We start from the raw sequence: 24,096 nt of genomic DNA, 5'->3' as shown, positions 1-24,096 counted from the left end.
AAGAGGTTAGCCAACGAAGCGATACCCCATTCCATGAACCGTCAGAAAATACCGCGGCTGTTCCGGATTGGGTTCAAGTTTCTGGCGTAGGCGCACCAGGTGTGCATCTACTGTGCGGGTTGTTGGATACCTGTCGTATCCCCAGACGTCTTCAAGCAGACGCTCACGACTAAGAACTTCGCCTGCATTGCAGATGAAGTACTTCAGCAGTTCGAACTCCATCGCGGAAAACTCAACCTGCTTCCCGGCGCGACTAATGCGGCAGGTGCGAAGGTCGACTTCGACGTCGCTGAACGAATACTTGTCATGTTCCTTTGGGAGCGTGTGGCTACGACGCAGGACAGCTTTCACACGCGCGACTAGCTCCCGAATTGAGAACGGCTTCGTCACGTAATCATCTGCCCCCAGCTCGAGACCGACAACTTTGTCGATCTCCTGGCCGCGCGCGGTAAGCATGATGATGGGGATCGATGGCCGCTTGGCCTTCAGCTGCTTGCAGACATCGAGGCCGCTCATCTTCGGCATCATCACGTCCAGCACTACCAGATCGGGAGAGGTAGCCAAAGCCTTCTCGAGTCCTTCCGATCCATCGTATGCGCTGAGAACTTCGTAGCCTTCGAACTCGAAGTTGTCACGCAATCCTGCGACCATGTTGGGTTCATCTTCAACTATGAGTATTTTCGTCATGCCCCCACCGTGTGTACCTGTTCATTTGCTGGTTTGGAACCTTCAGCCGATTTGAGCGCTGCGTGCAGCGGCAGCGTGATCGAGAACCTGCTTCCTTTGCCGGGCGTGCTTTCTACCGAAACCTCTCCGCCATGCGCCTGCACGATGTGCTGCACGAGCGACAATCCAAGCCCGCTGCCTTTATTCTCGTGGCAGAGCGGATCGCACACGCGGTAAAACTTGTCGAAGACCTTATGCTGTTCCGATCGGGGAATTCCGATTCCGTGATCGCTCACATCCAGCTTCACCGATCCGTTCGCTCGATACAGACTCACGGCCAGGTACTTATCCTGATTTGAGTACTTAATCGCGTTATTCACCAGGTTGAGCAGAGAACGCGCGATCGCCTCGCGATCGATTCGGACCGGCGGCAACTCGTCGGTGATGTATTCCTCGTACGTAAAACCGTTTTGCTCGATCTGATAGCGGTACGCATCGAGTGTGCTGCGCACCAGCGACGACAAATCGGTGTCGCGAAATTCGTATTCTTTCTTACCGGCTTCGATTCTCGAGAAATCAAGAATGTTGTTGATCAGCGCAGTAAGCCGCTCACTCTCCTTGCGAATAATCCGGTAATACTCGAGCTGCTTGGCATCGTCAGGAATGCGTCCTAACTCGAGCGTCTCTGCATATAGGCGAATGAGAGAGAGCGGAGTGCGCAGCTCGTGGGAGACGTTCGACACGATGTCCGACTTGAGCTTCGCGAGTTCCATAGCTTTATTCACGCTGCGATACGTAAAGTACAGTCCGCTAATGAGCAGCAAAGAGATGCAGCCCAGCGTGATATAGCTTGTTCGCAGGAAACGCTCGGTGATTGCCTGAATCGTAGTGCCCTGATACTTGATACCCATTACTAACTCGGGAAACGCACCTTCCATCTTGCGCTCGACTTCTGGTTCACCACCGTCCCAGCCTGTGGACGCGGCGACTGGTTCCGAGTCTTTGTATTGGTGCAGCATGATCCCGATCTTCGGATGCGAGCTGTCACGAGCTGCTTCGGCCTCAGTATCGGCCATGATGGAACGCAGCGTACTTGGAAGAAATTCCCGCTGCAGAAAGTCGGCATCGAAACAGATCCCGCCCAGAGTGATTCGATCTTTTCCCGCAGCGTCTATCGGGAATACGAGAACGTTCTGATAAGCAGGATGTTTATCTCCCTTCGCGGCCGGATAGGAGAAGGCGAAATATGGCTTGTCGCCCTTGTGTTGCATCTTCCGGACTTTCTCCAGCAGACTCTCGGCCTCAATGCTGAACCACAGCTGAACTTCGTTCTGCAGCTTTACGCCTTGGGCGCGTGATTGGGGATCGCTCATCTTCGAACTCTGAGATCGGACGATCGTCCCGGTCGGCTTATCGAAGATGAAGGCGTGCGCTATCCAGGGATGGTCTTTGACAATCTTGTCCAGCTCCTCGCCGGCATTTGGTGCTGTGGGACACGGGAATTTGTGGCGCGCCTCATCCGCCATTTCGTAAGCGCGCTCGGTCAGCCGCTTATCGGAGATCGCTAGCATTTGCTGGAAGTCGCGCTGGAAAGCAGCTTCAACCGCGCGGTCGCGCTGGATGGACTTGAGGTGCAGCACGCTAAATACAACAAGCGCTGCCGCGGGAAGAGCCACTAGCTCGAGCGTCAGCAGCATTCGTGTGCGTGCATTCCAGAAGGGTTTTTTCATCGCCGTGCCCCAATCAACTCTGCAAAATCCTCAAGATCCGTCCAGAAACATACCCCGATGAACGTGAAGACATGCGAAAGCGCTGTAAATGATGGTAAAAAAATTGTAAAAACATCGGTCATTGGCCGCACTATATATCGAAACCTGCTTCCAGGCTTCCGTTCCATTGGATTCTTGGGGGAATTTGCCCGAGTTTGACAGGTTTGATATCAATCCATAGATTGATTTGCCGCTGTCTGGAAAGGATATATGCAGAATGAAATGAGCTTTGTGGAAGTCGCCAAGGCAATTGTGACCGACATTCATTTCCTCATTCCTGTGGCCGTCCTGATCGTCGGTGTGGCCCTGCTGATCAAGCTGCATTGATTCCTACGTTTCCGAACTAAAAGACCAGGGACCTCGCCTAAAAAATATGAGCACAGCGACTCAACCACTCACGTCTCAACGACTCGGATCGTTCCATAGTCTCGGCGTACTCTGCGGGCTTGGTGCCGGTGTATGGCTAGGGGCAGCCGAAGCCCCAACCAAGCTCGTGAATTCCGGTCTGTCTCCATTTGCCATTTCGCTGTGCATGGTGGCTGGGGTCTTCACTGCGCGATGGACATTTCCCACACTGATCAAGGGCACGCGATCGGTTTTTTCCGATCTCATGCAGAAGAAACACCTGATCGTGTGGGCAGTACTTGCGGGCGCATTGTGGGCTGTGGCCAACACTCTGACGGTTTTCGCCATACGAGACGTGGGACTCGCGATCGCGTTTCCATTATGGAATGCAAATTCGTTGATCGGAATACTTTGGGGATGGGCGCTGTTTGGAGAGCTGCGCGGTGCGGATAGTAAGACGGTGGCGAAAGTCGTGATCGGCGCGGTTGCGATTGTGATCGCCGCGATCCTGCTGGGCTTCAGCACAATCACGGGCGGGATCTCGGCGCCTCATGCAGCCCTCCGTGGAATTGCCGCTGCTGCCGGCGCCAGCTTGCTCTGGGGCACGATGTACGTTCCTTATCGGAAGGCGTACATCAGCGGAATGAATCCACTCTCGTTTGTTACGGCATTTACTGTCGGGGAATTGGGGGCGATGATCTCGCTGGTTCTGGCGCTGGACGGCGGCACAAACTCTCCTGTGTTCCATTCCAGTGGAATTCGACCGATGCTCTTTTGGCTGTTTCTTGGAGGGTTCGTTTGGGTAATCGGCGATCTGCTGCAGCAATTCGCGGTGAAGTACCTGGGAATCGGCCGCGGTATTCCGCTATCGAACACGAATCAGCTCTGGGGACTCGCATGGGGCGCGCTGGTTTTCGGGGAACTGGCTCACGCGGATTTCACGCACAAGCTTCTCGTGATTTCCGGTTCGCTTGTGATGGTGCTCGGAGCGCTATCGATCAGTTCTGCGGTGGCAGGCCAGGGAGAGCATTCGTCCGCAAGCGAGGCGGTTCTGGCTGAATGCAATCGCTATAAGTTGAATTATGAGAAGGTCCTGTCCGAATTCCGTGGTGAGTCCGAGGAGCGGGGAAAAAGCCGAGGCTGGTGGGACTACCTGATCATCCTTGGCGGAGTCGGCGTCTTTTTCTGGCTGGGGAGCCAGGCGGCTGTGCCTCCAATCTCGATGAATTTTTACTGGCTCGGACTTTTGAGCCTGATCCTGGTTGTCGCGCTGATTGCTTGCGCGTGGGCGCTGTGGAGGTCTACGAGGTTCTCGTGATCGCGCGAGCTTTATTCAGGTGAAGTCTAAGTTTGAGAAATTCACTGCTTATTCACTGTTAAACCAGGTAACAGCGAAAATATCAGCGAATTTAACAGTGAAAAAATCGGGCAAAGCTAGAACCCGCTTAAACAGCGGAGATGACGGTTGGCGCAGTGAATTATCAGCGAATTAACAGTGAATTCGGATTTGCCCTTCCCAAAGATAAGGCGGCCAAATAATCTCACTCGCGCGTTCCTGAGCCAAAGCTAACGTAAATGGGATTGCCGAGCAACTCTAATTTTCCAGATTGCGATACGACGTCAGCGCGTAACCAGTGGCGCTGACCGTCACTGCGCCACGCTGCTGTAAGCGTCTGGTCGGAGGTGGTAATGGCGACCGGCGGAATTGAGGCTTGCGGCTGACCATCGGCCAGAATTCGTAGTTGCGACCCCGCGCTTCCTGCCACTCGAACCGATAGACCCACGGTATCGCCAGCACCAACTTGCAGAATGCCGCCCATTGCCACTTTCGTGGTTCCAGCCTGGGCCGTGAAGTCGAGCAATCTATCCTGGGACCCCGTAAGGTCGACGAATACCCGTCCAGAATGGATCCCAGCCAGGATCCCAGGCACCGACAACTCGGAGGCGTACACGACGGTCGTCGGGCTTCCCACTGAGCCAGGCTTGTCCGGAGGAAGATCGGGATTGTGATTATCGCTGCCGCCAATGGCGGTAGCGCGATATCCGGCACTTAACTGTTGCTCCCAAAATGGAACTCCGGAGTAGGGGCCTTCCTCTGCCCCGCCATTCACCGCTTCCACTGCCGAAACCAGACGCATGTCCCAGGCCTTCGGGCGCCAGCCGCAGCCCATGCATACCTCTCCCGTAGGCGCACCGGGATGGTTGATCGAAAAGAGCGCGCCACGATTTCCGATCCGCTCCAGCAAAGTTTTCACATCAGGAACAGAGCCGGAGCCGATGCGGAAATCGATGAAGTCAGTTGTGCCGTAGACATTGGCATGCCCTTCGAAGGTTGTAATCTCCCGGCCGGGAATCAGCAGCAGGCGGTCGAAGTACGGTTGCAGCTCACGCAGCGCATCGAAGTGCGAGACGGTGTTGTGATCCGTAACCGCTATAAAGTCGAGCCCACGAGCAGCAGCAGCCTGAAGTGTTACAAAAACAGGACAAGGCATCTTATTCCCATTCTGGCTTTTGCAGGAACCATCACTGTGCGCGGTATGCATGTGCAGATCGCCGCGATACCATCCGGCGCCGGAACGAAGAGGCGCTTCTGCGAATCCTTCTACAGCTCCTTTTCCCGCCGCCTCAAAGTAGATCTTGGCCTCGTAAGAGGCCACACTCTGCGGGCGAATGTTGGGTACGCCGATCCACAGCTTCCATGTGCCCGGCAGCACCACTCCCGGAAGATACGACGGCGTAGCGTCAGTCGCGCTGATCGTGAACGAACTCTTGTTGCCTCCACTCCATCCACGAAAGCGCTGCGGATCCTGAATGCCGAGGTCCAAGGTGGTGCGCTCTTCTTTCCCTGTGTAGTGAAAAGAAACCGTGAGCCTCGCCGTATTCGCGGGAACATCGAAAGGAACTTCGATGTACGTGTTGTTCTGTTCGCCCTTCACTGTGCCATGCAGGACGAGGTCAGGCTGTTGCGCTGATGCTGTGACAGACATTAGAAGCACCGCGATGCCCAAGTGGAACCACATTGTTGGATAGAGTTCTCTTTGTTTTGTCATCCGCGAATCTCAGGAGGATAAGCTCTCCATTATCCACGCCAGCCGCAAAACCGGCGGCCGCTATGAAACCATTTCTCGCGTAGCGAAGTTAGAGGGCAGCCAATCTTCATCGAGCGACTGAATACAGCCGCAGGCGATAGATATGCTGTCGGTGTGGGTCCAGCAATAACTGACGCCCTTGGTTAGTTTGATCACCGTTAAGGCGTCGATCGGTAATCCATTGTCCCGAGGTGCGGGTGACTTGTTCAACGCTTTCAATGCCGGCGATTCCCGAATCGACATCCGGATCGCGTGTGATGCTCACGGTGAGACCGCTGCCGACAACGTAGAACTCTGAGGGGGACGATTGCAGGATCAGCATGGCGCCGTCATCGGCAACGATGGTCCTTGCCGGCCAGGAGCGCGAGAGTGTGGCTTCGAACAGGTATCCTCCGAGAGGGACTGTTTGCGTCTGGCGCGGGCTGGTTGCGTGTAGCACGAGACCGCGTGTCTGTCCTGCCGCCTGAGCTGCCGGCAGGAGGTCGCGCAGGCTATCGAGCAATTCATAGCCCTGCATGATCTTCGGTTTAGGATCGTCGTCTTTTTCTGGGAGCTTCACGGTATCAATGGCGAACGGACTAAAGCCAAAACTGCGTGCCTGCCCATAGGCATAGAACGCGTTATACCAACCGCTCTCGAGTCGCGCCTCGGGTATGAAGACTGGATTGGCCGGAATCTGATAACGCTGCACCCAATATTCGAAATTGGGCCAATAGATATCGGGTGAGTAGAAATCGATGCTGGGCGCGGCCGCTCGCCAGACCTCCAGATAATAAGGATGTGGCCCACCGCTGGGATATTCGCCTGCTCTCTCCTGCGGCGCGGGAAGCTGGGCGTTTGCGTACATAGGAAGGGCGTATTCGGTCTTGCCGGCGTGAGCGACTGCTTCGATGAAGTTCGCGTAATTCCAGGCCATGAAGACCTCATTCGCGGTGTCGCCAAACACCTCGCTCCAGCTTTGGCCGTGCTCGTTGAAGTGTGCGGCCAGTTCCGGCGAAAGCTGGAGACGTTTGGCCGCGAGAGTTCGGATCAAAGCGTCCGGTACGCGTCCCTGAAAGAGGCGATTGGCTTCCGCAGAACGGTCCCGACCACCTTGTCCCAGATAACCGACTTCATTTTCCACCTGCACCATCAAGACGGTTTGCTGATCGGAATCTTTCTCACGAAGGTGATGCATCAGTGTGGCGAATGCCCGACCGTCAGAACGGCGAGCCTCAAGCCCTAGCGTTGAAAGAATCTCCAGCGGTCTGCCATCGACAGATTCCGCGCGCGGGAAGCGCTTTGGATTGGACTTGACCCAAGCGGGCGCGTAATTGGAAAAGGCGTTCTTCCAACTCCCGAACCACAGGAGCACCAAGTGGAGATTGCGTCCTCGTGCGGTCTCAATCCAGTGGTCGAGTATGCTGAAGTCGAAGCTACCCTCTCCAGGCTCGATCTGTTCCCATGCAACTGGAATGAGGATCGTGTTCACATGCAATGCTGCCAGCTTGGGGATGATGACATCGGCCTGCGCGGCGGTGCCACCGGAGGAATTGCCGAGTTCGCCACCCAAAATCAGAAATGGCCGGCCTTTGACGATGAGCTGGCCGGTTCCATTCTCCTGTCTTATATGTGGCAATTCGGCAGCATGCAGCGCAAAGGAAAAGAGAACTATGCTCAGAGAGACGGCGCGAACAATGATCGTCACGAATCCTCCCCAAGCCGAGATTATCCGGCCTCGCTGGGATTCCGGCCAGTGAGAAGATTGGTGTTGATGAGCGACCTTGGAGTTAGAGCGCGGCTACGCGTCTATGCACTAGCAGAAAGTAAAGCGCAACGCCGATCAGCATGAGTCCGTTGACAGTTAGAACAATAGGAGCGCTGAGAACTGGGACCATCCATCCGGACACCAGGTTGCCCAGGGGCATGCCTCCTCGGAAAGCACAGTTGTATACGCTCATCACGCGCCCGCGCATTTCATCTGACGTAATCAGCTGAACGAGGGAGCTTACGCTGGCAAACACCGCCATTAGCGAAAAACCGAACAGTACCAAAACGGTACAACTGAACGCCAGCGACCTGGAGATGGCGAAGCCGCCGATCGTAGCGCCCAGACAGAGGAGCATAATTAGCGCACGCCGCCCTTTACCCGAAGCGTTGCCGAGGCTGGCGATAGCGAGCGATCCGCAGATGGAACCGACGCCCATCAGTGACAGTAGATCTCCGTAGATTCTCGGGCCGGCATGGAAGATATCGTTTACGTAAACCGGAATATAGGTTCGCAGAGGCATGCTCAACGCCGTCATGCAAAATGCCAGCACGATCAGCGCCGTCATGGACTCCTGCTGTCGCACGAATTTAATGCCCAATTTGAGGCTGGTAAGGACTGACTCATTCGAGCTCTTCGGCAGGAAGCGACTGGAGATGAGAAGCAAAGCGATGATCGGCGCCAGGAATGAAGCCGCATTGAGGCCGAAACACCATGTCTCTCCGATGCGCGCCAGAGCTTGTCCAGCGAGCGCGGGTCCGATGGTGACCGCCATGTTGAATTGAATCGAATTGAGCGCGATGGCGTTGGGCATGTCTTCGCGGTTTACGAGCGTTGGGATGAGCGCCTGGTAGGCGGGACCACCGAATGCCTGGGCGAACCCGGAGACGAACGACAGACAAAGGATGTGCCAAATGTGGACAACACCGGTGGCAACCAGAATGGCAAGCAGCGCCGAACTTGCGAGCTGCACGTATTGGGAGGCAAGCAGAATCTTTCTTCTCTCCACACGGTCAGCAACGACACCACCCAGAAGCGAAAAAAGAAAGATCGGAATTCCCCCGAGGAATTGATCGAGTGCGAGCAGAAATGCGGAATGGCTGAGGCGGTAGATCAGCCAGCTCTGGGCGACGATCTGCATCCACGTGCCGATGCTGGAGATACAAGCTCCAAACCACATCAGGCGGAAGTCGCTATAGGAAAATGCCTTGAAAACGCGGGTGAGGATAGAGGGCTTCGCAGTAACTGCCAGCCCGGATGCATCAACTTCAGTCGGCAAGAGTCTCGTCCCTTAGTCAGCTTACACTTTGACGCATCTTTCGGCGAAGTGTAAGGAAAATCGGGGGACGAGCGGGGGCGTAGGGGACAGGGAACAGGGGACAGTTGCATCGGGCGATGGGTGATTGTGATCGGGTGATCTGGTGATCTGGTGATGTGAGGCACTGTCGGGGATTAGTGTTGGCTTTAAAACGGCACGGCTCCGCTTTTGCTGGAGCCGTGCCCTTCAAAGCAATGCAAAACTAAAGGCACTCAATCATTGCGTTGCTGCCTCCTTGCTGGGCTGAATCACATCGTAGAGGGGCTGTGCAGGCCAGGCTTGTGCGCTCTGGTTCGACACTGTCGCAGCAAGAATTCGAATATTTGGATTGTGCGGCAGTGTGAGTGTCTTCGCTCCTGCGGGGACGTCGATGGGATAAACGAAGAGATAGGCATAGGCGTAGGCGTCGTCCATTGCGCCTGAGTTGTGTCGATGGGAGGCGAACCAGCCGATGTCGGCACGTTTGATATAGCCGGGCAGCATGCCGACCATCTCACCGTAGGGGTTGATATAAACGTTTGGCCGACGCGGATCGGGTGGGACGTCCCCCTGGCGAGTGGAGCGATTTTCCTCAGCGGCCTTCCAGACGCGCGTGTCCCACTGGCCGACGAAGCCGGTCCATTCCTGAATGTTCAGATCTGTGGATTTATCACCAACCTTGAAGGAAGCCTTGTGATCGCCATTGGCCGCGGCTGCCAGCAGGTAGAGTCGCCTGAAGTTCCCCGCGGGTAGATCGATGGCTTGGCCATGAGCCGTCACGGCATTGAGTTTTTCCGTTTTGGGAGCCATGGTGAACGTCAAGCCGGCGTAATCAATCTTTGCGGGCACTATTTCTGCCGCGAGAGCTCTGCCTTGCGGAGTCGTGGGGCGATCGAAAACACAGTCGAAGCATCCGTCTGCCGGACGATTATGCGTGCTGACGACCGAAGTATCGTAGGGCAGCTTCACTGCGGCGAACGCCGGCGCGGATACTTTCTTTGGCGCGGGGCCGAGTCGAAGGGCGAAGCTGCGCGGCTGGTTTGCCGTAAACGATGTGACCAGCTCGCCGCCTCCGACCGTTGCACTCCCTACAGCCTGTTCCTGACCGTTGATTTCTCTTGCTGCTAATACTGGCGAGGCGAAGGTGATGTGAACGTCTTCGGCCGGTTTGCCATCCATTTCGACCATACGCAGCACAATTTCGTCCCCCTGCTCGGCCTTCTTGAGGGCGAGAACTCGGATGCGCGGGTTGTTCAGATGCACCAGTGAGAACTGCTTGCCCAGCGATCCGGAATGCTTCGTCGCCTCAAATGCGACCAGTGGATCGTTCAAGCGATAGGCTTGCCAGTCAGTCTGTCCGGCTCGCCAATCGTTGGAGTGGCCGGCAAGTCCAAAGACAATGTCGTGGTGACCGATGTCCTGCGTGCCCTGATCATGATATCCGCCGCGGGTTCCGGGGGTTCTGATCAGAGTTAAGCGCAGGGTTTGGTCATTCGGTTTATCAGAGGCGTTCTTGCAGTCGGTGAGCACCGTGGCGCCGTATCCGCCCCCTTGATCAGTGAGGTCGATCCACTGATGTGAGGCCACTTCGAACTGCCGCTCTTCCTCGTTGGGACGCTGGATGGTTCCGATGTCCCAGTTGTAGGTCGCCATGTTGTTGCGGGCGCTCAGCGGAAAAGTAGCTTTGAGATTGGCTTCCTTGGTTTTCCAGTCGATCAGATTGGCAAACTCGACGCGATTGCCGCCGTCGCCTGCGGCTAAACGAACTGTCTGAACGAAGCTCGAGCCCTCGGTTTCGCGCTCGACTTGGAGGGCCACGCGCGCAGGGCCGTTCTCAACCACCGTGATCTTCGGCGAGCCGCTCACGTAGGAGCGCGGCGGCCGCTGCTCGTCGGCAAAGTCCATGTTCCACGCCGGCCAGTGCTCGGGATTGTCGGTGGAGATTGCGAGGCGAATGGGCGACGAGAGCAGTTCGTTGTTCAGTTTCTTATCGAGGATGCTGGAGACGTCGCCCTTCGAATCAACCTTAAGTCTGTAGCGAGCGTTCTCCAGCGAGGACTCCGACGCTTTGAGTTCCGAAGTCGATGGAACTGCATCGCTGGGTCGAACGTCAAAGACGGCGTATCCCACCGAGGGAACTTTGGCTAAAAAGATGACCTTGGCAGCTCCGTCCTTTTCGCCGCTAACTTGAGCGGGGACTTCCTTTCCGTCCGGACCGGTTACGCGAACCCCGCGCGGAGTTCCATTTTGGAAATGAACGCCGGCCTCTACGACGTCTTCGCGATCGATGTTGAGAGGGTTGTAGACGATGATCGGCGTGCCTTGCGCTTGCGTATCGAGCGCCGAGGAGACTGCCTCGGTCGCGCTCGACAGCACGCTGGCAAACTGATTCATCGCGACGATGTCGTCATTCCATGCGTACTCGAAGGATTTTGGAGTCGCAGTGCCGGGAAGGATATCGTGGAATTGTCCACCCATTACCAGGGTCCATGCATTGTTCAGACGCTCGAGAGGATATGGGCGTGCACCCAGCCACGCGGCCGCAAGCGAAGCCTTCTCAGCCGCATCGGCGAGCAATTCGTTCTTGCGCATCCAGCGCTTCTGGTATGCCTCTGAGGTAATCGAGCCGGCGGAGTGGTTGATCAGTTCGAGGTCACCCTTATAGCGCGGCATGCGATCAGTGTTGCAGCACTTTAGGATGTCGTTGAACATCTGATCGGCCGTCGACCAGACGACCCGAATTGGGCCATCGCCCACCTGCACCGGCTTCGCATTGGACTCAGCTAGTTCCTGCTCCGCCTCCCAGGATGATCCAGGTTTGGGTGGGCCGGGAATGGTAGCTGTGGATTTCGTCACAATCGCTTCCATCAACTTCACCGACGACTCATTTGGCGCGCCACCAATGTCTCCGGTACCAACGTAGTGATAGTCAGTTTTGATCCCAGTTAAGTCGCCATTGATCTGGATGCGCTGCACCCAGTCTTCACGCGCAACGCGCCGGCGACGCTCATTCTCGCGATCGGTAAGATTCGGATCTGGTGGGGGAGGAGGGGGAGGGGTCTTGCTGATGTCGTAGACCACTTGACTGCCATACGTGAGCGGATTCAGAGCGGCCAGCACAGTGCTGCCATCGGTGCCTTCCCAGACACCGACGTTGAAAGGAATGCCATCCGGAGTCTTCTCCGGCGAGTTGGGTCCGCCGACGTGTGGCGCGGGCTGCCAGTCGGACGAAAGCTTCTGCGTCGAGAACCCAACGATTCCTGCATGGTGCAGGATGCTGGGCAGAGAAGCTGGAAATCCGAAGCAGTCGGGGAGCATGTACTCCTTGCTGGCTACGCCGAACTCGCGGCGGAAGAAATTATTCCCGTACAGTATCTGGCGGACGATGGATTCGGCGTTCGGCGAGTTCACGTCGCCTTCCTCCATCGAGGAGCCTGCCGGAAACCAACGACCTGCAGCTACATATTGCTTCAATCGCTCGAAGTCCGTGGGGAAGTACTCCTTCATGAGCCGGTAGCGGTTGGCTCCGGTGAAATTGAAGATATAGTGCGGGTACTTATCGAATAGCGCGAAGTTGTTTCGCAAGGTCTTACTTAGATATTCCTGGATACTTTGCGGATACTCCCACCGCCATTGCGTGTCCAGGTGCGCGTAGCCAACGGCGTACAGTGTGGATTCTTTACTCAAGTCCGAAGAAGTGGCCGCGAGCGGCGTTTTCTTCTCGGTAGCTGTGGCTTTCTTCGCAGTCTGCGATTCCAGCAGGATTGACCATACGATTATGCATAAGCACAACAACAGCAACCGCTTCGATGTTGCTTGCATTCAGTAGCTCTCCATTAAGAAATATTGATTGCACTACCTGCATGGTAGAGACACAGCATGCTGCGTCTCTACGAGGATGCCGATTACTGTGACATAGCCTTTGTTACAACGGAATCTCAAGTTCCCGGGAAAGGTAAGACAGAATACGTCCTGAATCGCTGAGCTTCATCAGACGATCACGGAACTCTTCATTCATCAGCTTGCGCGCAAGCTTCGCGAGCACTTTCATGTGGCTGTTATTTGCATCGGACTCATGAACGGCGAGCAATACGACCATCTGCACAGGTTTTCCATCGAGTGAGTTCCATTCAATCGGACGCCGCAATTTCAACACGGCAATCGAATTCGCATTGATCAAATCGCTCCGGCAATGAGGAATGGCAAAACCATGTCCCAGCCCAGTGGAGTAGGCGGCTTCGCGCGCCCACACAACGTCCTCCAGACGATCGGGGTTTTCCGTGCGCCCCGCGATGAAGAGCGAGTCGATCAACTCGCGAATCGCTTCCTCCTTGCTTCGGCTATCGCTTTCTACGATGACGAGACTTGAATCCAGCAGAGACTGAGAAGTATCCCGATGGTCGTCCGCCAGCAGCTTGTTCACCTGCTCTGCCTGTGTACAGGCCATGATTCTCGCCAGAAGCTCTTCGCAGCTTCTTGCCGAAAGCTGGGAAATCCTATCCTTGAGTGCCGGAACCTGGGATGCCGAAGCGCTGATCTCATCGAGACCGAGTCCCACCAGGATGGCAAGATTGCGAACATCGCCGGCCATTTCTCCGCACATGCCGATCCATTTGCCATTGGCATGAACGCCATCGACGATGTGCTTGAGAAAGCGGAGGAAACTGGGATGACGGACGCTGGACAGCGCCGCCACTTTCGCGTTATCGCGATCAACAGCCAGGAAATACTGATTCAGATCGTTGGTGCCAATGCTGAAGAAGTCAACCTCAGCGCAAAGTTGATCGAGAATAAACGCCACTGAGGGTACTTCAATCATGATCCCGACCGGCATCGCCGCATCAAACGAAATTCCTTGATTCGTCAATTCATTCTGCGATTGTGCAAGCTGGTCCTTGAGCCACTGCACCTCCTCGATGGTGGAGACCATTGGGGCCATAGTCTGGAGTTTCCCAAAAGCGGAAGCACGCAGAATAGCCCGCAATTGCGTGGGATAATGACCGGGCGCTGGTCGGCAAGTTGAGCAGCCCGTTTGTAGATCTCAAATTGCTCGTCCTCGGAAGGAGCGCGATCATGACCGATAAACAGCATCTCGGTTCGGAATAGTCCGATGCCCTCGGCGCCTTGAGCGCACGCAGCAGCGACCTCCTCGGCGGATGACACATTCGCGGCGACTTCCATTCGCAGTCCGTCGAGTGTGACGGCGGGCCGAAATTTGTTGCGGGTTAGCGCCGCGTTGCGTTTCTCGATCGCTTGCTGCTCGCCATCATAAAAACGCCGAACGGCGGCGGTGCCATTTGGGAGAACGAGCCCACGATTGGCATCGACTACAAGCTCGCGCTCACCCGACAACAACACCGGCGCATCCTTTACGCCGACTACGGTTGGAATTCCCAGCGAGCGCGCCAGGATTACCGCATGCGAAGTTCTACCGGCGTATTCCAACACGAGGCCGCGAAGCCACTGGCGATCCATTCCCAGCAGCTGTTGTGGGGCCATGGTTTCGGCGACGATAATGCTTGGCTGCTTCAGCTCAACTGATGCGGCCGTGAACTTGGGGCCATAGATTTCTTCCAGAAGGCGCAGGCATATCTCCTGGATATCGACCGCACGATCGCGTATATAGCTGCTTTCGGATTTCTGCAGGATCGACATGAAGAACTGCGCGCTCTCTGCGAGCGCCTGCCCGGCTGAGCGGCTTTGCGCGAGCAGCTCGCCAATCTTGTCGGAGAGCGAGATGTCTTCGAGGATCGCGAGATGCGCTTTAAGTACGCCCGCCTCGGCAGGTGAAACTGAGCGCGCGAGCATGGCCTTGATCCGCTCACGAACCGTTGCCATCGCGCGTTCGACGCGCCTCTCTTCTCGTTTAGCATCTTCCGCAACTTCGGAATCGAGGCCTGCGGGCAGCGTTATTCCGCCAACGATTACAGGCGTCCCCATTCCTATTCCGGGACTTACCCCAGCACCAAAGTAGCATCGAATACCGGATGCCAGCAGCGCCCGAGGCAGAGGGCCAGTCCTGCGCTCAGAGCCGGATTCCACCAGAGGCTCGTCGCTCTTCGGCAAATCGCGAGTGATATAGCCGAGCAGGGCAGCGCCGGCGGAAGTCTCGTCAGTCCCAGCAACGCGGATGGAGCATTCGTCGCCACTCCGGATGTCAGCCGAGATAATTGCGAGCGTGCTTTTCAGATTCGCCGCAGCACCTGTGCGAAGATTTATCAGGGAAAGGTCGCAGGCGAAATCGCTGGCAAACTCAGCAAGTTGGCTCGCAGGCCGGGCATGGAGTCCGTTTGGCAACGGGCAAATGAACTTGAACTCCACCGGATTGCAAACCTGCGACATACCGCTAGCCCTGGATTCTCTTGAATACCGAAACGGGATTCTTAATGGCTTCCTGAACTGGAACTTGAACGACCCGCAGATGTTCGAAGCGCTCGCGCTTTTCGATCTCGATATCGACCGCAAATATGGCAACTTCGGCCTGGCGTATCTCGCTTTCCTTTAGCTCATTTTCGATTCCCATGGCTCCCTGGGTTTCCACTTTGATCTGGTGTCCTAATGCCTTGGCGGTCTTCTCCAACTGTTCCGCAGCCATGTAGGTGTGAGCAATTCCGGTGGGGCATGCGGTTACAGCAACGATCTTCATGCGGCCCTTTCCATAGCTTTGTTTCGCTTTTGCGCGAAAGTCTTAACGGCACTGATCGCGAGAGCTGTGACCACGGTTCCGGCGACAATCGCGATCACATACATGAGTTTTTGTTGGACGCCGATCAGAACGATCGGACCTCCATGGGGTGCGGGATCGCCAACTCCGCCGAGCATGGCAATCACTGATGCCACCATCGATCCGAGGACGATACAGGGGATTACGCGAACTGGATCGGCAGCGGCGAAGGGGATCGCGCCTTCGGTGATACCGATCATGCCCATCGCCAATCCGGCTAGACCTGCGTCCTTCTCCTCCTGACTCCAGAGCCTCTTACGAATTAGCGTCGCCAGACCTAAGCCTAGTGGCGGTGTGCAGATGGCAGCGGCGCAGGCACCCATAATGCGGTAATCGCCTTCACGGATCATGGCGGCGCCGAAGAAAAAGGCGGTTTTGTTGACCGGACCACCCATATCGAACGCAATCATGGCGCCTAGCAGCATTGCCAGAATCACCGCGTTCCCAGCGCTCATCGTTCTTAGAGCGCTGTTTGCTGCGCTCATCAGATGAGCGATCGGAATACCAAGAACTTTCAGCATCAATACACCAATGAATGCTCCTGAAAGGATGGGGATGATCAGGATTGGCATCACCGGCCGGAGGTACTTCGGAACAGGCAGCTTCTTCAGGAACTGCACGACATATCCGGCGATCAGGCCCACGAGGATCGCTCCCAAGAAGCCGGCGTTGATTTGGCCCGACAAGTAGCCACCAATGAAACCCGGAACCAGCCCCGGCTTCCCGGCTATGGAGTACGCGATGTAGCCGGCCAGAACCGGCAACATGAGTGTGAATGCTGTGGTTCCAATGTCGAGGATCAGCTTGAGTCTTGGAGAGTGGGAAAAATCGGGGCCGCTGGGGGTCATCGCGAGCGCGATCGCGAACGCAATCAGGATGCCTCCGCAGGCAATGAACGGAATGGCAAACGAAACGCCTGTCAGTAAGTGTTGCCGTAGTTGTTTGAGCAGTTCAACCATGCGCTCCATCATCTAAAGAGCTGGATTTCGTACCGGCGTATTGTAGCTGCGTCGCCGGAACGCCCGACAATGAAGTCGCCACTGTGCTGGCCCGACTTTCGCCGACAATCGCGTAAACTCCTTGCCCCTCGTCGCCGTTTTGTCCCGCTGCAGGCACGAGCCTGTGTTCCCTGAGAAAGCCATGCTTTCCCCAATTGGGACACAGGCGCGTGCTACCTGTTATCGCCTCAGAATTGGGCGCGAAGCGAGAGCTGGAGGTTGCGCTCGCCCTGGCCGGAGTTACCGCCTTTGGTTAATACCTTGCCGAAGGTCGAGGCGGTCGGATTCAGGCCGATGTTGTTTGTACCATTGCAGCCACTGCCGTTGCACCAGTTCGGATGATTGAAGACGTTGAATGCTTCGGCGCGGAACTGAAGTTTCACCCGTTCCGTTACGGGAATCGCTTTGAATAGACCCATATTCCAGTTCCAGAACCCAGGCTGGTAGATAAGGTTACGAACCCGTTGCGTGTTGAAGGTGAATGGCGCCGGCTTGGTGAATATTGGCGTTCCATCCGGATTCGTGGTAGTGAACCACTGACCGTTTGGACCAAAAGTACCGATTACCTTGGGATGTCCATTCACTACCCAGTATTGACCGTTTACTCCACAACTGAAGTTTGCGTCCTGCCCCACATGAGCGAAGTCGTCGGTCGAGGCAACGCTGCAAGGCAAGCCGGTCTGGAACTGCCCAATTCCGCTGATCTGCCAGCCACCGAGCACCTTTCCGGCGAAGCCTCTTTCCTCACGGAAGAAGGGAGTCGGATAGAGATAGTTGAAAACCAGAATGTGACGAGCATCGAATTCTGACGGTCCCCAGAGGAAGCTGGTGTCATAGGTATCCGGGACGACATCACGTTGATTCGACCCATTGTCGACGCTCTTCGCCAAGGTATAAGAAACGCCATATTGCAGGCCATTCCCGCCGCGTCGATTTACGCTCACCTGGAGCGAGTTGTACCTCGAACTTGCAATATCATCTGTCTGGCGAATCGTGCCGAAGCCCTTGTACGGTCTGAAAGCGTCGATACTGCATGGTGGCTTTGCTATCAGGCATGGGTTGGCAGCAGCAGTAGCCGTGGTGATTTGATTGATATCCGCCTCACGCTGGAGATGGATACCACGACGTCCGACATATCCCACGCTGGCTGTCGTCCTCCAAGGCAACTCGCGCTCGACCGAGAAGTTCCAGTTCCATGCCTCTGGGTTTCTCAAGTTCCTGGCCTGAGTCGTCACAACCAAGGGTATTTGGCCCGCAGAATTGGGACCAAGGCTATCCACATTGCCGTTGGTGAGACTGGCGCTTGGCTGGAACGGTGGATTGCCGCCCAGGAAAATAGAGTCACTCACCCCTAGACGTGTGTAAAAACGTCCGCCACCGGCACGAAATACGGTCTTGTTGCCAGGTTGATAGGCTATGCCCAGCCGTGGCTGAATATTGTTCCACTGAATGTTCGAATAATGATCGGGTACGCCGCGGAATAATCCGTTGTACAGGGTTGTGTTGGCTTCAGGAACGTGCGCCTTTGCCGAATCGGGAAAACGGCTTCCGGGAATCACCATCCCATTGTAGAGCTGTTGGATAGTCGGTGACCCGGTGATAAGTCCGGTTGTTGGATCCACATTCACTGCCAGATTCGGATCATAGAATGCGGGATCGAAGACGGCCTGATTCCCCCAAAGCGTGTGATAGGGTTCGATGATGGTGGAGCGAAGGCCGGCATTCAGGGTCAGATTCTGTCTGACTTTCCATGAATCCTGCGCAAACATTTCATACATAATCGCGCGAAAGACAGTGAAGGCGCGATGACCGATCTCTGAATATCTGTCGAACAACCCTAGAGCAGCGTTCGCCGATGCGACTCCGGTTCCTCCAGCTCGGCTATCGAGGAACTGGAATTGGCCATTCTGGTTATTGGTGCAGGTTGAGCAGGCAGAAACATTGATCTCATCGTTATCGTTTTCGCCCTGATACTCGAACAGGCCGCCGAACTTCCAAGTATGGTTTCCCATGACCCATGTCAGACTGTCGCTGGCGTCGATGATCGGTCCGGAGGAATGGGATGGATACGGGCCCCCATTCAGCGTAGAGAAGCTCGACATGTTTACGCTTGGGATTCGCGTGGGGACTAGTTTCCCGTCGTTAAATATGTAGTTATAGTTTGTTCCGAACAGACCAGCTCCCTGTGCGGCTCCTTTAGTGCGATCCAGGAAATTGGGAGCATCGATCGGGATGTGGACGTTGTCCTTGCTGCCACTGATCAGGAGTTCGTTGACCTTCGTTGGACTGATATTCCAGACATAATTGATTGAGTTTGTCTGATTCGGCCGATCGAAGAACTTCGGCGCTTCGTTGGTGCCGCCGTCAAGTGGCTGGTATTCGAAGAAGGTGAAGTACACACGGCGGAAACGGAGTTGCTGGTTGTTGGTCAGATTGTAATCAACGGCGATCGTGTCTTTGCGCTGGTTCTGCGGATGCTTGGCGGAGAAAAACCAGTTTTGGTTGCCATTGATAGGAGTACTTAAATTTGCCTTGGGATACGCATTCAGAATGCCCAGGCCATTATGACTGACTTGGTTTGCCGGAATGATATTTCCCGGAAAGCATCCAGCCGTACTGATAATTCCGGATCCGGCGGGAATTTCCTTGCCGCACGACGAAGATGAAGCTGACTGTGGATCTGCTATGTACACCGGAATCTTTTTGCCAGTTGAATCCTTGCGCGTGACAAAAATATTGTTCGGGTCTAAAAGTTCGCTGAAGTCTCCCGTGCGCATGGCAAGCGTTGGGACAGTAAGGGCACTAGTATCCGTGAAGACATACCTTACCCACTCCTGGCCCCAATAGAAGAACAGCTTGTCTTTATTGGCGTTGAAGTGATTCGGAATGTAGACCGGGCCTCCGATGTTGTATCCGAACTGGTTGTAATGGATGGGAGCGGTGATGAACGCGGTCGCGGGCGTGGTGTTCCGCTGCCATGTATTCGCGTTGAAGATCGTGTTGCGAACATATTCATAGGCTGCGCCGTGGAACTGGTTGGTTCCACTCTTGGAAATTATGCGGATCTGCCCACCCGATGACCGTCCGTACTCAGCCGCATAATCTGCCGTGAGGATTTGAATTTCTTGCGTGGAATCAACATCTGCCGCGCCGATGCTGTTTCCGTTGGAGCGTGTGCGCACCGCGGGAGCACCGTCATACGTAATCAGACTCTCGGGCGTTCGCGCACCGTTGATGTTCGACGGTCCCTGCGTGAAGTTAAAGCTGAGGTTCGCCAGCGTACCGCCACGCGTCCCGGGTACCAGATTGGCCATGAAGATTGGGTTGCGACCGTTGATCTCGAGCGCGTCAATTTGCTGCCTGGTGACGAGTTTTTGGACTGCCGCCGATTCTGTCTGCAACTGGACGGCGGTCGCCGACACCTCTACCGTCTGCGTCACTGACCCGACAACCAGCGTCGCGTCCACCACGAGGTTTGAACTTGGGTCGAGCTTGTTGTCCGTGGATTGGTAGCGCTGGAAGCCTGGTGCCTCTGCTGTGACTGTATAGAAGCCTGGTGGAACATTGGTGATTATGTAATAGCCGGACTCGTTGGTTGTGGCTTGGCGCTCTACGCCGCTGTTGTTGCGGACGGTGACCTTGGCGTTCGGAATTGTCGCCCCGGACGGGTCTTTAATAAAACCTGAAATCCGGCCCAGGTCAGATTGCGCGAATGCGAGCGGCAAGCTCAGCAGAATCAAGAGCCCAATGCAGAAAACCAAGTAGGCGGCACGGCGGATGCATGGAGACATGTTCACCCTCTCTAAAGTTTTGCAGTCTGCGACGTTCGGGAACAAAGTTCCCAATCTGGGATGTCATGGATGTTGATCGTTTGCGCGCGGATTGGCCTCGAACGACGCTTGTTGTAAATCCGCTGCGGTCGGGAAGTATCTACTAGAACGGGGCAACGGAAAAATAGTAGACAAGACACATTTATTGGACTAACGTAACATTCCGTGCGTGCCTCCTCGGCAGTCGAGATTGCGCCCCAAACTCTCGCAACGAGAATTATCACGGCGAAGCTGGAGCAGTTCCTTCGACGCGATCATGTACGCCGCGTTTATTTTGCCGAAGACAGCGCCCCTCCCCAAATTCTGGCGTACGTGACGCATTTTCCGCGACTCTACCTTCCTTTAGCGGGATCGCACGTGGTTGAGCTGGCGCAAAACGCTGTGCCGACCACGATTCGGCCCACGCGTGGGCAAGCTCTGTTCGTGCCCGAAAATGCCTGGGACAAACCTGAATGGTCGGGGCCGATCGAAGTGCTGACATTCCTGTTCGGTGCCAAGCATTTTGGCATCAGTCTCGCGCAGCACAAGGGGCGTTCGGAAATGCCAATCAATGCCATCAAGACTCACATTCATGGCGCTTATGACGCAATGACGCACAACATCCTTGCGGCGCTCACAGCCTTCGCGTCGGATCGTAGCCAGGGGCCTCTTGGTCGATTACTGATCGAGGCTTTGCTGCATTCCTGCCTGAGATTGTTTCGCGTGCCTTCTTTGGAACGTCCGCGGAAGGCAATCCGCACTCATGAGTCCATCTGTCTTTATATGCAGGAGAATTTCCAGACAGCTCTGACGCGCGAGAGCGTCGCTGAGCACTTCGGACTCGCGCCGAATCACATTTCCCGACTCTTTCGTCGCGAGGGCCAGATCCGATTCAATGATTATTTGAATTCCATACGGATGAATCGCGCCAAGTTCATGCTGCGTAACTACAGTCTCACCCTCAAGGAAGTAGCCGCCAATTGCGGATACAACGACATCGCGTACTTTTGCCGCATCTTCAAGAAGATGAACAACGAGACGCCGACCCAGTACCGGGCTGTGGATACCGGCGTGGCGCGTTAGCGTGGGGGCGGCTAAGCAGCTAAACAGTCAAATAATTGGAGTTGACCCGGCGTAACAATTTCTTGACGCACTTTGAATATTCAGGCGGCGCACACTTTGCCGATGATCTCCAAAGCCTGTTCGCAATCCGTCCGGCTGACGTCCATATGAGTGACTAGGCGCACGATCGAATCGCTTACCGCGCTGGCGATCACGTTCTTCTCGCGCAACCGGCGGAGCATCTCCTCAGAGGTCATCCCGGTCTCACTCACGTCGAAAATGACGATATTAGTTTTTACCTTCTCAGGCGTAATTCTGAGCTTCGGAATCGCGGCGAGACGATTTGCGAGAAATTTTGCATTATCGTGATCTACCTGTAGACGCCTCGGCATCTCTTCGACTGCAATAAGCCCAGCTGCGGCGAGGACGCCTGCCTGCCGCATCCCTCCGCCGAGTGCTTTGCGGACCGAGCGTGCCTGGTCGACGAAGCTTCGACTGCCGACCAGCATAGAACCAACCGGCGCTCCGAGGCCTTTTGAGAGACAAAACATCACAGAGTCGAACTTGTGCGTAACTTCTGCAACGGGCAGCTTTAATGCGACCGCTGCATTGAATACGCGAGCACCGTCCAGATGGACCGGAATGCCACGTTCGTGAGCGGCATCACAAACTTCTTCCATGATCTCCACCGGGGATACGGTGCCTCCCGCCATGTTGTGCGTGTTTTCGAGTTCGATGAGTCCGGTCTGCGCGCGGGCGTAGCTGTAAGAGGGGATCTTCCTTTTAATCTCACTCCACGTGGAGATGCCATCTTCGGCCCGGAGGGTGCGCAGGATGCATCCGGAAAAGAGCGCCGGCATACCCATCTCCCAATCGATTATGTGAGCGCGCTCCTCGCAGATGATCTCCTGGCCAGGGCGAGTGTGCACCTTGATGGCGATCTGATTGCCCATGGTGCCCGTGGGCACGAAGAGCGCGGCTTCCCGTTGGAAGATGCGCGCTGCGGCAGCTTCCAAACGATTGACCGTCGGATCTTCGCCGTAGACGTCATCGCCTACTTCCGCCTCGGCCATGGCCTTACGCATGGCGGTCGTGGGGCGAGTAACGGTATCGCTGCGAAGATCGATTACAGACCTCGTTGTAGGGTCTTGTGCTTCGAGTAACTGCGAGGATGACTTAGTCATTTAATTCCTTGGCCTCGTCCTAATCATCGGTGGCGGTAGCGGCTGAGTTAGTCGGGCTCATCTTGAGCAGTGCGACAGAATGTGACTTACCCAGCGGGTACCGCGATAAAGCGTTCGAACACCTCGTTCGACAATAATCGGCCTTGGGGCGTGAGTCGAAGGAAGGTTCCGCATTGCTCAAGCAGTCCGGCATTGCAGAGTTCCCCAATCTGCTGTTTGAAATGCTGCACAACCGGCTCGCCCTCAACGTCGATTCCGCGGTTCAGGCGCAAACCAAGAAACATTATTTCTTCACTCGCCTGTTGGTCGTCGACTAGTGTCGGTTCCGGTTTGGACGAACCTGCCGAAAAAGCGGCCAAGTCATCTGTATTCGCAAGACGGATGCATTCGAGCTTCGTGGACGTGTTGCTCGCATACAGCATCGAATGCGCGTCGAGTCCAAAGCCGAGATACGGCTGGCGCGTCCAGTACTTCAAATTGTGACGAGACTCGGAGCCAGGTCCTGCGAAATTCGAGATCTCATACTGAGGGACTCCAACGCCATCCAAAAAATCGATTGCTTCAAGATACAGGTCGGCGACCAGATCCGAATCGGGAACATGATGCGCATGATAACGCTCGCCTCCGGCCATCAGCTCGCGTCCGAGGCGCGAATCTTCATCGACCTCAAGAATGTAGACGCTAGCGTGCGGAACGCCCGATTGTGCGAGTTGATTGAGAGAGATGTGCCAAGTGTCGGCGGTCTGATGCGGCAGGCCGGCGATCAAGTCCACATTGATATTGCTAATCCCAGCCGCCCGAAGGGTACCGATATCAGTCAGCGTTTGCTCCGCAGTGTGAAGTCTCCCGACGGATTTGATCTCTTCGTTGATAAATGACTGCGTTCCCAAACTGATTCGATTCGTGCCACCTTCGAGCAGAGCATCGAGTATCTCTGGGCGCAGAGTGCCCGGTGCGCACTCAACGGTAATCTCAGCTTCGGGCCGCACGTCGAATTGGTCACGAATAGCGTGGAAAATGCTGAGGAGTTGATCTGGAGCCAATGTCGTTGGGGTGCCGCCGCCGAGATAAATCGAATCGATTGAGCGTTCAAATTTGGCGCCGAAAGCCATTGCGAGTGCTTCAGCGCTCGCAATCTCCTCTCGGAGTCTCGCGACATATGCATGCATCTTGTCCCGTGAAAACACCCCAGACGCGAAGTTGCAGAAGCTGCACTTCGACCGGCAAAAGGGAACGGAGACGTAGATGCCAAGCACTGTAGTTCGATTATAGGGAGAACCGCTGGTGGTTGCGTGATTGAACGAACCGAGAATCGGGTGATCGGGCCATCCTGGTGATCGGCCGAAGTGAAACCCAGGCTTGCCGACTTTTACTTTGCCCAATGACCCGTTCGCTCCCTCCATTTT

The 24,096-nt window shown here is 55.5% G+C and carries 16 protein-coding genes; 3 read left to right on the top strand and 13 right to left on the bottom strand.

Going from position 1 to position 24,096, the window contains the following annotated elements; translation table 11 throughout:
• Positions 1-6: 6 nt before the first annotated feature.
• The gene (locus DMG62_08995; GenBank protein ID PYY23222.1) at positions 7-687 is read right to left on the bottom strand and encodes a DNA-binding response regulator; all 681 of its coding nucleotides are present in this window, start codon (positions 685-687) and stop codon (positions 7-9) included.
• Positions 684-2,363 (bottom strand): sensor histidine kinase, encoded by a 1,680-nt coding sequence (locus DMG62_08990; protein ID PYY23334.1) that lies wholly within the window; start codon positions 2,361-2,363, stop codon positions 684-686. The genes DMG62_08995 and DMG62_08990 overlap by 4 nt, the downstream gene beginning before the upstream one ends.
• 294 nt (positions 2,364-2,657) lie before the next feature.
• Here DMG62_08990 and DMG62_08985 point away from each other — a divergent pair, with 294 nt between their 5' ends.
• Positions 2,658-2,762 carry a translocated intimin receptor Tir gene (locus DMG62_08985; protein PYY23333.1) on the top strand — a complete coding sequence of 35 codons (105 nt, stop codon included), beginning with the start codon at positions 2,658-2,660 and terminating at the stop codon, positions 2,760-2,762.
• Between the two features lie 46 nt (positions 2,763-2,808).
• The gene (locus DMG62_08980) at positions 2,809-4,098 is read left to right on the top strand and encodes a glucose uptake permease (GenBank protein PYY23221.1); all 1,290 of its coding nucleotides are present in this window, start codon (positions 2,809-2,811) and stop codon (positions 4,096-4,098) included.
• A 223-nt stretch (positions 4,099-4,321) separates the two neighbouring features.
• Here the strand turns inward: DMG62_08980 and DMG62_08975 are convergent, their stop codons facing one another.
• The 9 genes from DMG62_08975 to DMG62_08935 all read right to left on the bottom strand — a co-directional run bounded on the left by DMG62_08975 (position 4,322) and on the right by DMG62_08935 (position 20,426).
• Positions 4,322-5,800 (bottom strand): phosphotransferase, encoded by a 1,479-nt coding sequence (locus DMG62_08975; protein ID PYY23332.1) that lies wholly within the window; start codon positions 5,798-5,800, stop codon positions 4,322-4,324.
• A 136-nt stretch (positions 5,801-5,936) separates the two neighbouring features.
• Complete coding sequence (locus DMG62_08970) at positions 5,937-7,580, bottom strand: hypothetical protein (protein PYY23220.1); 1,644 nt, start codon at positions 7,578-7,580, stop codon at positions 5,937-5,939.
• 58 nt (positions 7,581-7,638) lie between these two features.
• Positions 7,639-8,844, bottom strand: a complete 1,206-nt coding sequence (locus DMG62_08965) for an MFS transporter (GenBank protein PYY23331.1) — start codon at positions 8,842-8,844, stop codon at positions 7,639-7,641.
• Between the two features lie 306 nt (positions 8,845-9,150).
• Complete coding sequence (locus DMG62_08960; protein ID PYY23219.1) at positions 9,151-12,735, bottom strand: alpha-mannosidase; 3,585 nt, start codon at positions 12,733-12,735, stop codon at positions 9,151-9,153.
• A 103-nt stretch (positions 12,736-12,838) separates the two neighbouring features.
• A complete protein-coding gene (locus tag DMG62_08955; GenBank protein PYY23330.1) occupies positions 12,839-13,504 on the bottom strand; it encodes a hypothetical protein in 666 nt (221 codons plus the stop codon).
• A 272-nt stretch (positions 13,505-13,776) separates the two neighbouring features.
• Positions 13,777-15,255 (bottom strand): hypothetical protein, encoded by a 1,479-nt coding sequence (locus tag DMG62_08950; GenBank protein PYY23218.1) that lies wholly within the window; start codon positions 15,253-15,255, stop codon positions 13,777-13,779.
• 4 nt (positions 15,256-15,259) lie between these two features.
• Positions 15,260-15,559 carry a PTS fructose transporter subunit IIB gene (locus tag DMG62_08945; GenBank protein PYY23217.1) on the bottom strand — a complete coding sequence of 100 codons (300 nt, stop codon included), beginning with the start codon at positions 15,557-15,559 and terminating at the stop codon, positions 15,260-15,262.
• Positions 15,556-16,608, bottom strand: a complete 1,053-nt coding sequence (locus DMG62_08940; protein ID PYY23216.1) for a PTS fructose-like transporter subunit EIIC — start codon at positions 16,606-16,608, stop codon at positions 15,556-15,558. The genes DMG62_08945 and DMG62_08940 overlap by 4 nt, the downstream gene beginning before the upstream one ends.
• A 215-nt stretch (positions 16,609-16,823) precedes the next feature.
• Positions 16,824-20,426, bottom strand: coding sequence for a TonB-dependent receptor (locus DMG62_08935; GenBank protein PYY23215.1), 3,603 nt, complete (start codon positions 20,424-20,426; stop codon positions 16,824-16,826).
• A 204-nt stretch (positions 20,427-20,630) separates the two neighbouring features.
• Here DMG62_08935 and DMG62_08930 point away from each other — a divergent pair, with 204 nt between their 5' ends.
• Positions 20,631-21,527: an AraC family transcriptional regulator gene (locus tag DMG62_08930; GenBank protein ID PYY23214.1), complete on the top strand. Its 897-nt coding sequence runs from the start codon at positions 20,631-20,633 to the stop codon at positions 21,525-21,527.
• An 80-nt stretch (positions 21,528-21,607) separates the two neighbouring features.
• Here the strand turns inward: DMG62_08930 and DMG62_08925 are convergent, their stop codons facing one another.
• Positions 21,608-22,690: a low specificity L-threonine aldolase gene (locus DMG62_08925; GenBank protein PYY23213.1), complete on the bottom strand. Its 1,083-nt coding sequence runs from the start codon at positions 22,688-22,690 to the stop codon at positions 21,608-21,610.
• Between the two features lie 86 nt (positions 22,691-22,776).
• Complete coding sequence (locus DMG62_08920; protein PYY23212.1) at positions 22,777-24,093, bottom strand: coproporphyrinogen III oxidase; 1,317 nt, start codon at positions 24,091-24,093, stop codon at positions 22,777-22,779.
• Positions 24,094-24,096 lie beyond the last annotated feature (3 nt).

The sequence above is a fragment of the Acidobacteriota bacterium genome (assembly GCA_003225175.1).
Classification (GTDB): Bacteria; Acidobacteriota; Terriglobia; order Terriglobales; family Acidobacteriaceae; genus Gp1-AA112.
The sequence above is the reverse complement of the archived record's forward strand: the minus strand, read 5'-3'. Positions and strand labels throughout refer to the sequence as shown.

Coding starts and splice junctions, on each gene's coding strand:
- DMG62_08995 (PYY23222.1), bottom strand. CDS start 687: ATGACGAAAATACTCATAGTTGAAGATGAACCCAACATGGTCGCAGGA.
- DMG62_08990 (PYY23334.1), bottom strand. CDS start 2,363: ATGCTGCTGACGCTCGAGCTAGTGGCTCTTCCCGCGGCAGCGCTTGTT.
- DMG62_08985 (PYY23333.1), top strand. CDS start 2,658: ATGAGCTTTGTGGAAGTCGCCAAGGCAATTGTGACCGACATTCATTTC.
- DMG62_08980 (PYY23221.1), top strand. CDS start 2,809: ATGAGCACAGCGACTCAACCACTCACGTCTCAACGACTCGGATCGTTC.
- DMG62_08975 (PYY23332.1), bottom strand. CDS start 5,800: ATGTGGTTCCACTTGGGCATCGCGGTGCTTCTAATGTCTGTCACAGCA.
- DMG62_08960 (PYY23219.1), bottom strand. CDS start 12,735: ATGCAAGCAACATCGAAGCGGTTGCTGTTGTTGTGCTTATGCATAATC.
- DMG62_08955 (PYY23330.1), bottom strand. CDS start 13,504: ATGGCCGGCGATGTTCGCAATCTTGCCATCCTGGTGGGACTCGGTCTC.
- DMG62_08950 (PYY23218.1), bottom strand. CDS start 15,255: ATGTCGCAGGTTTGCAATCCGGTGGAGTTCAAGTTCATTTGCCCGTTG.
- DMG62_08945 (PYY23217.1), bottom strand. CDS start 15,559: ATGAAGATCGTTGCTGTAACCGCATGCCCCACCGGAATTGCTCACACC.
- DMG62_08940 (PYY23216.1), bottom strand. CDS start 16,608: ATGATGGAGCGCATGGTTGAACTGCTCAAACAACTACGGCAACACTTA.
- DMG62_08935 (PYY23215.1), bottom strand. CDS start 20,426: ATGTCTCCATGCATCCGCCGTGCCGCCTACTTGGTTTTCTGCATTGGG.
- DMG62_08925 (PYY23213.1), bottom strand. CDS start 22,690: ATGACTAAGTCATCCTCGCAGTTACTCGAAGCACAAGACCCTACAACG.
- DMG62_08920 (PYY23212.1), bottom strand. CDS start 24,093: ATGGAGGGAGCGAACGGGTCATTGGGCAAAGTAAAAGTCGGCAAGCCT.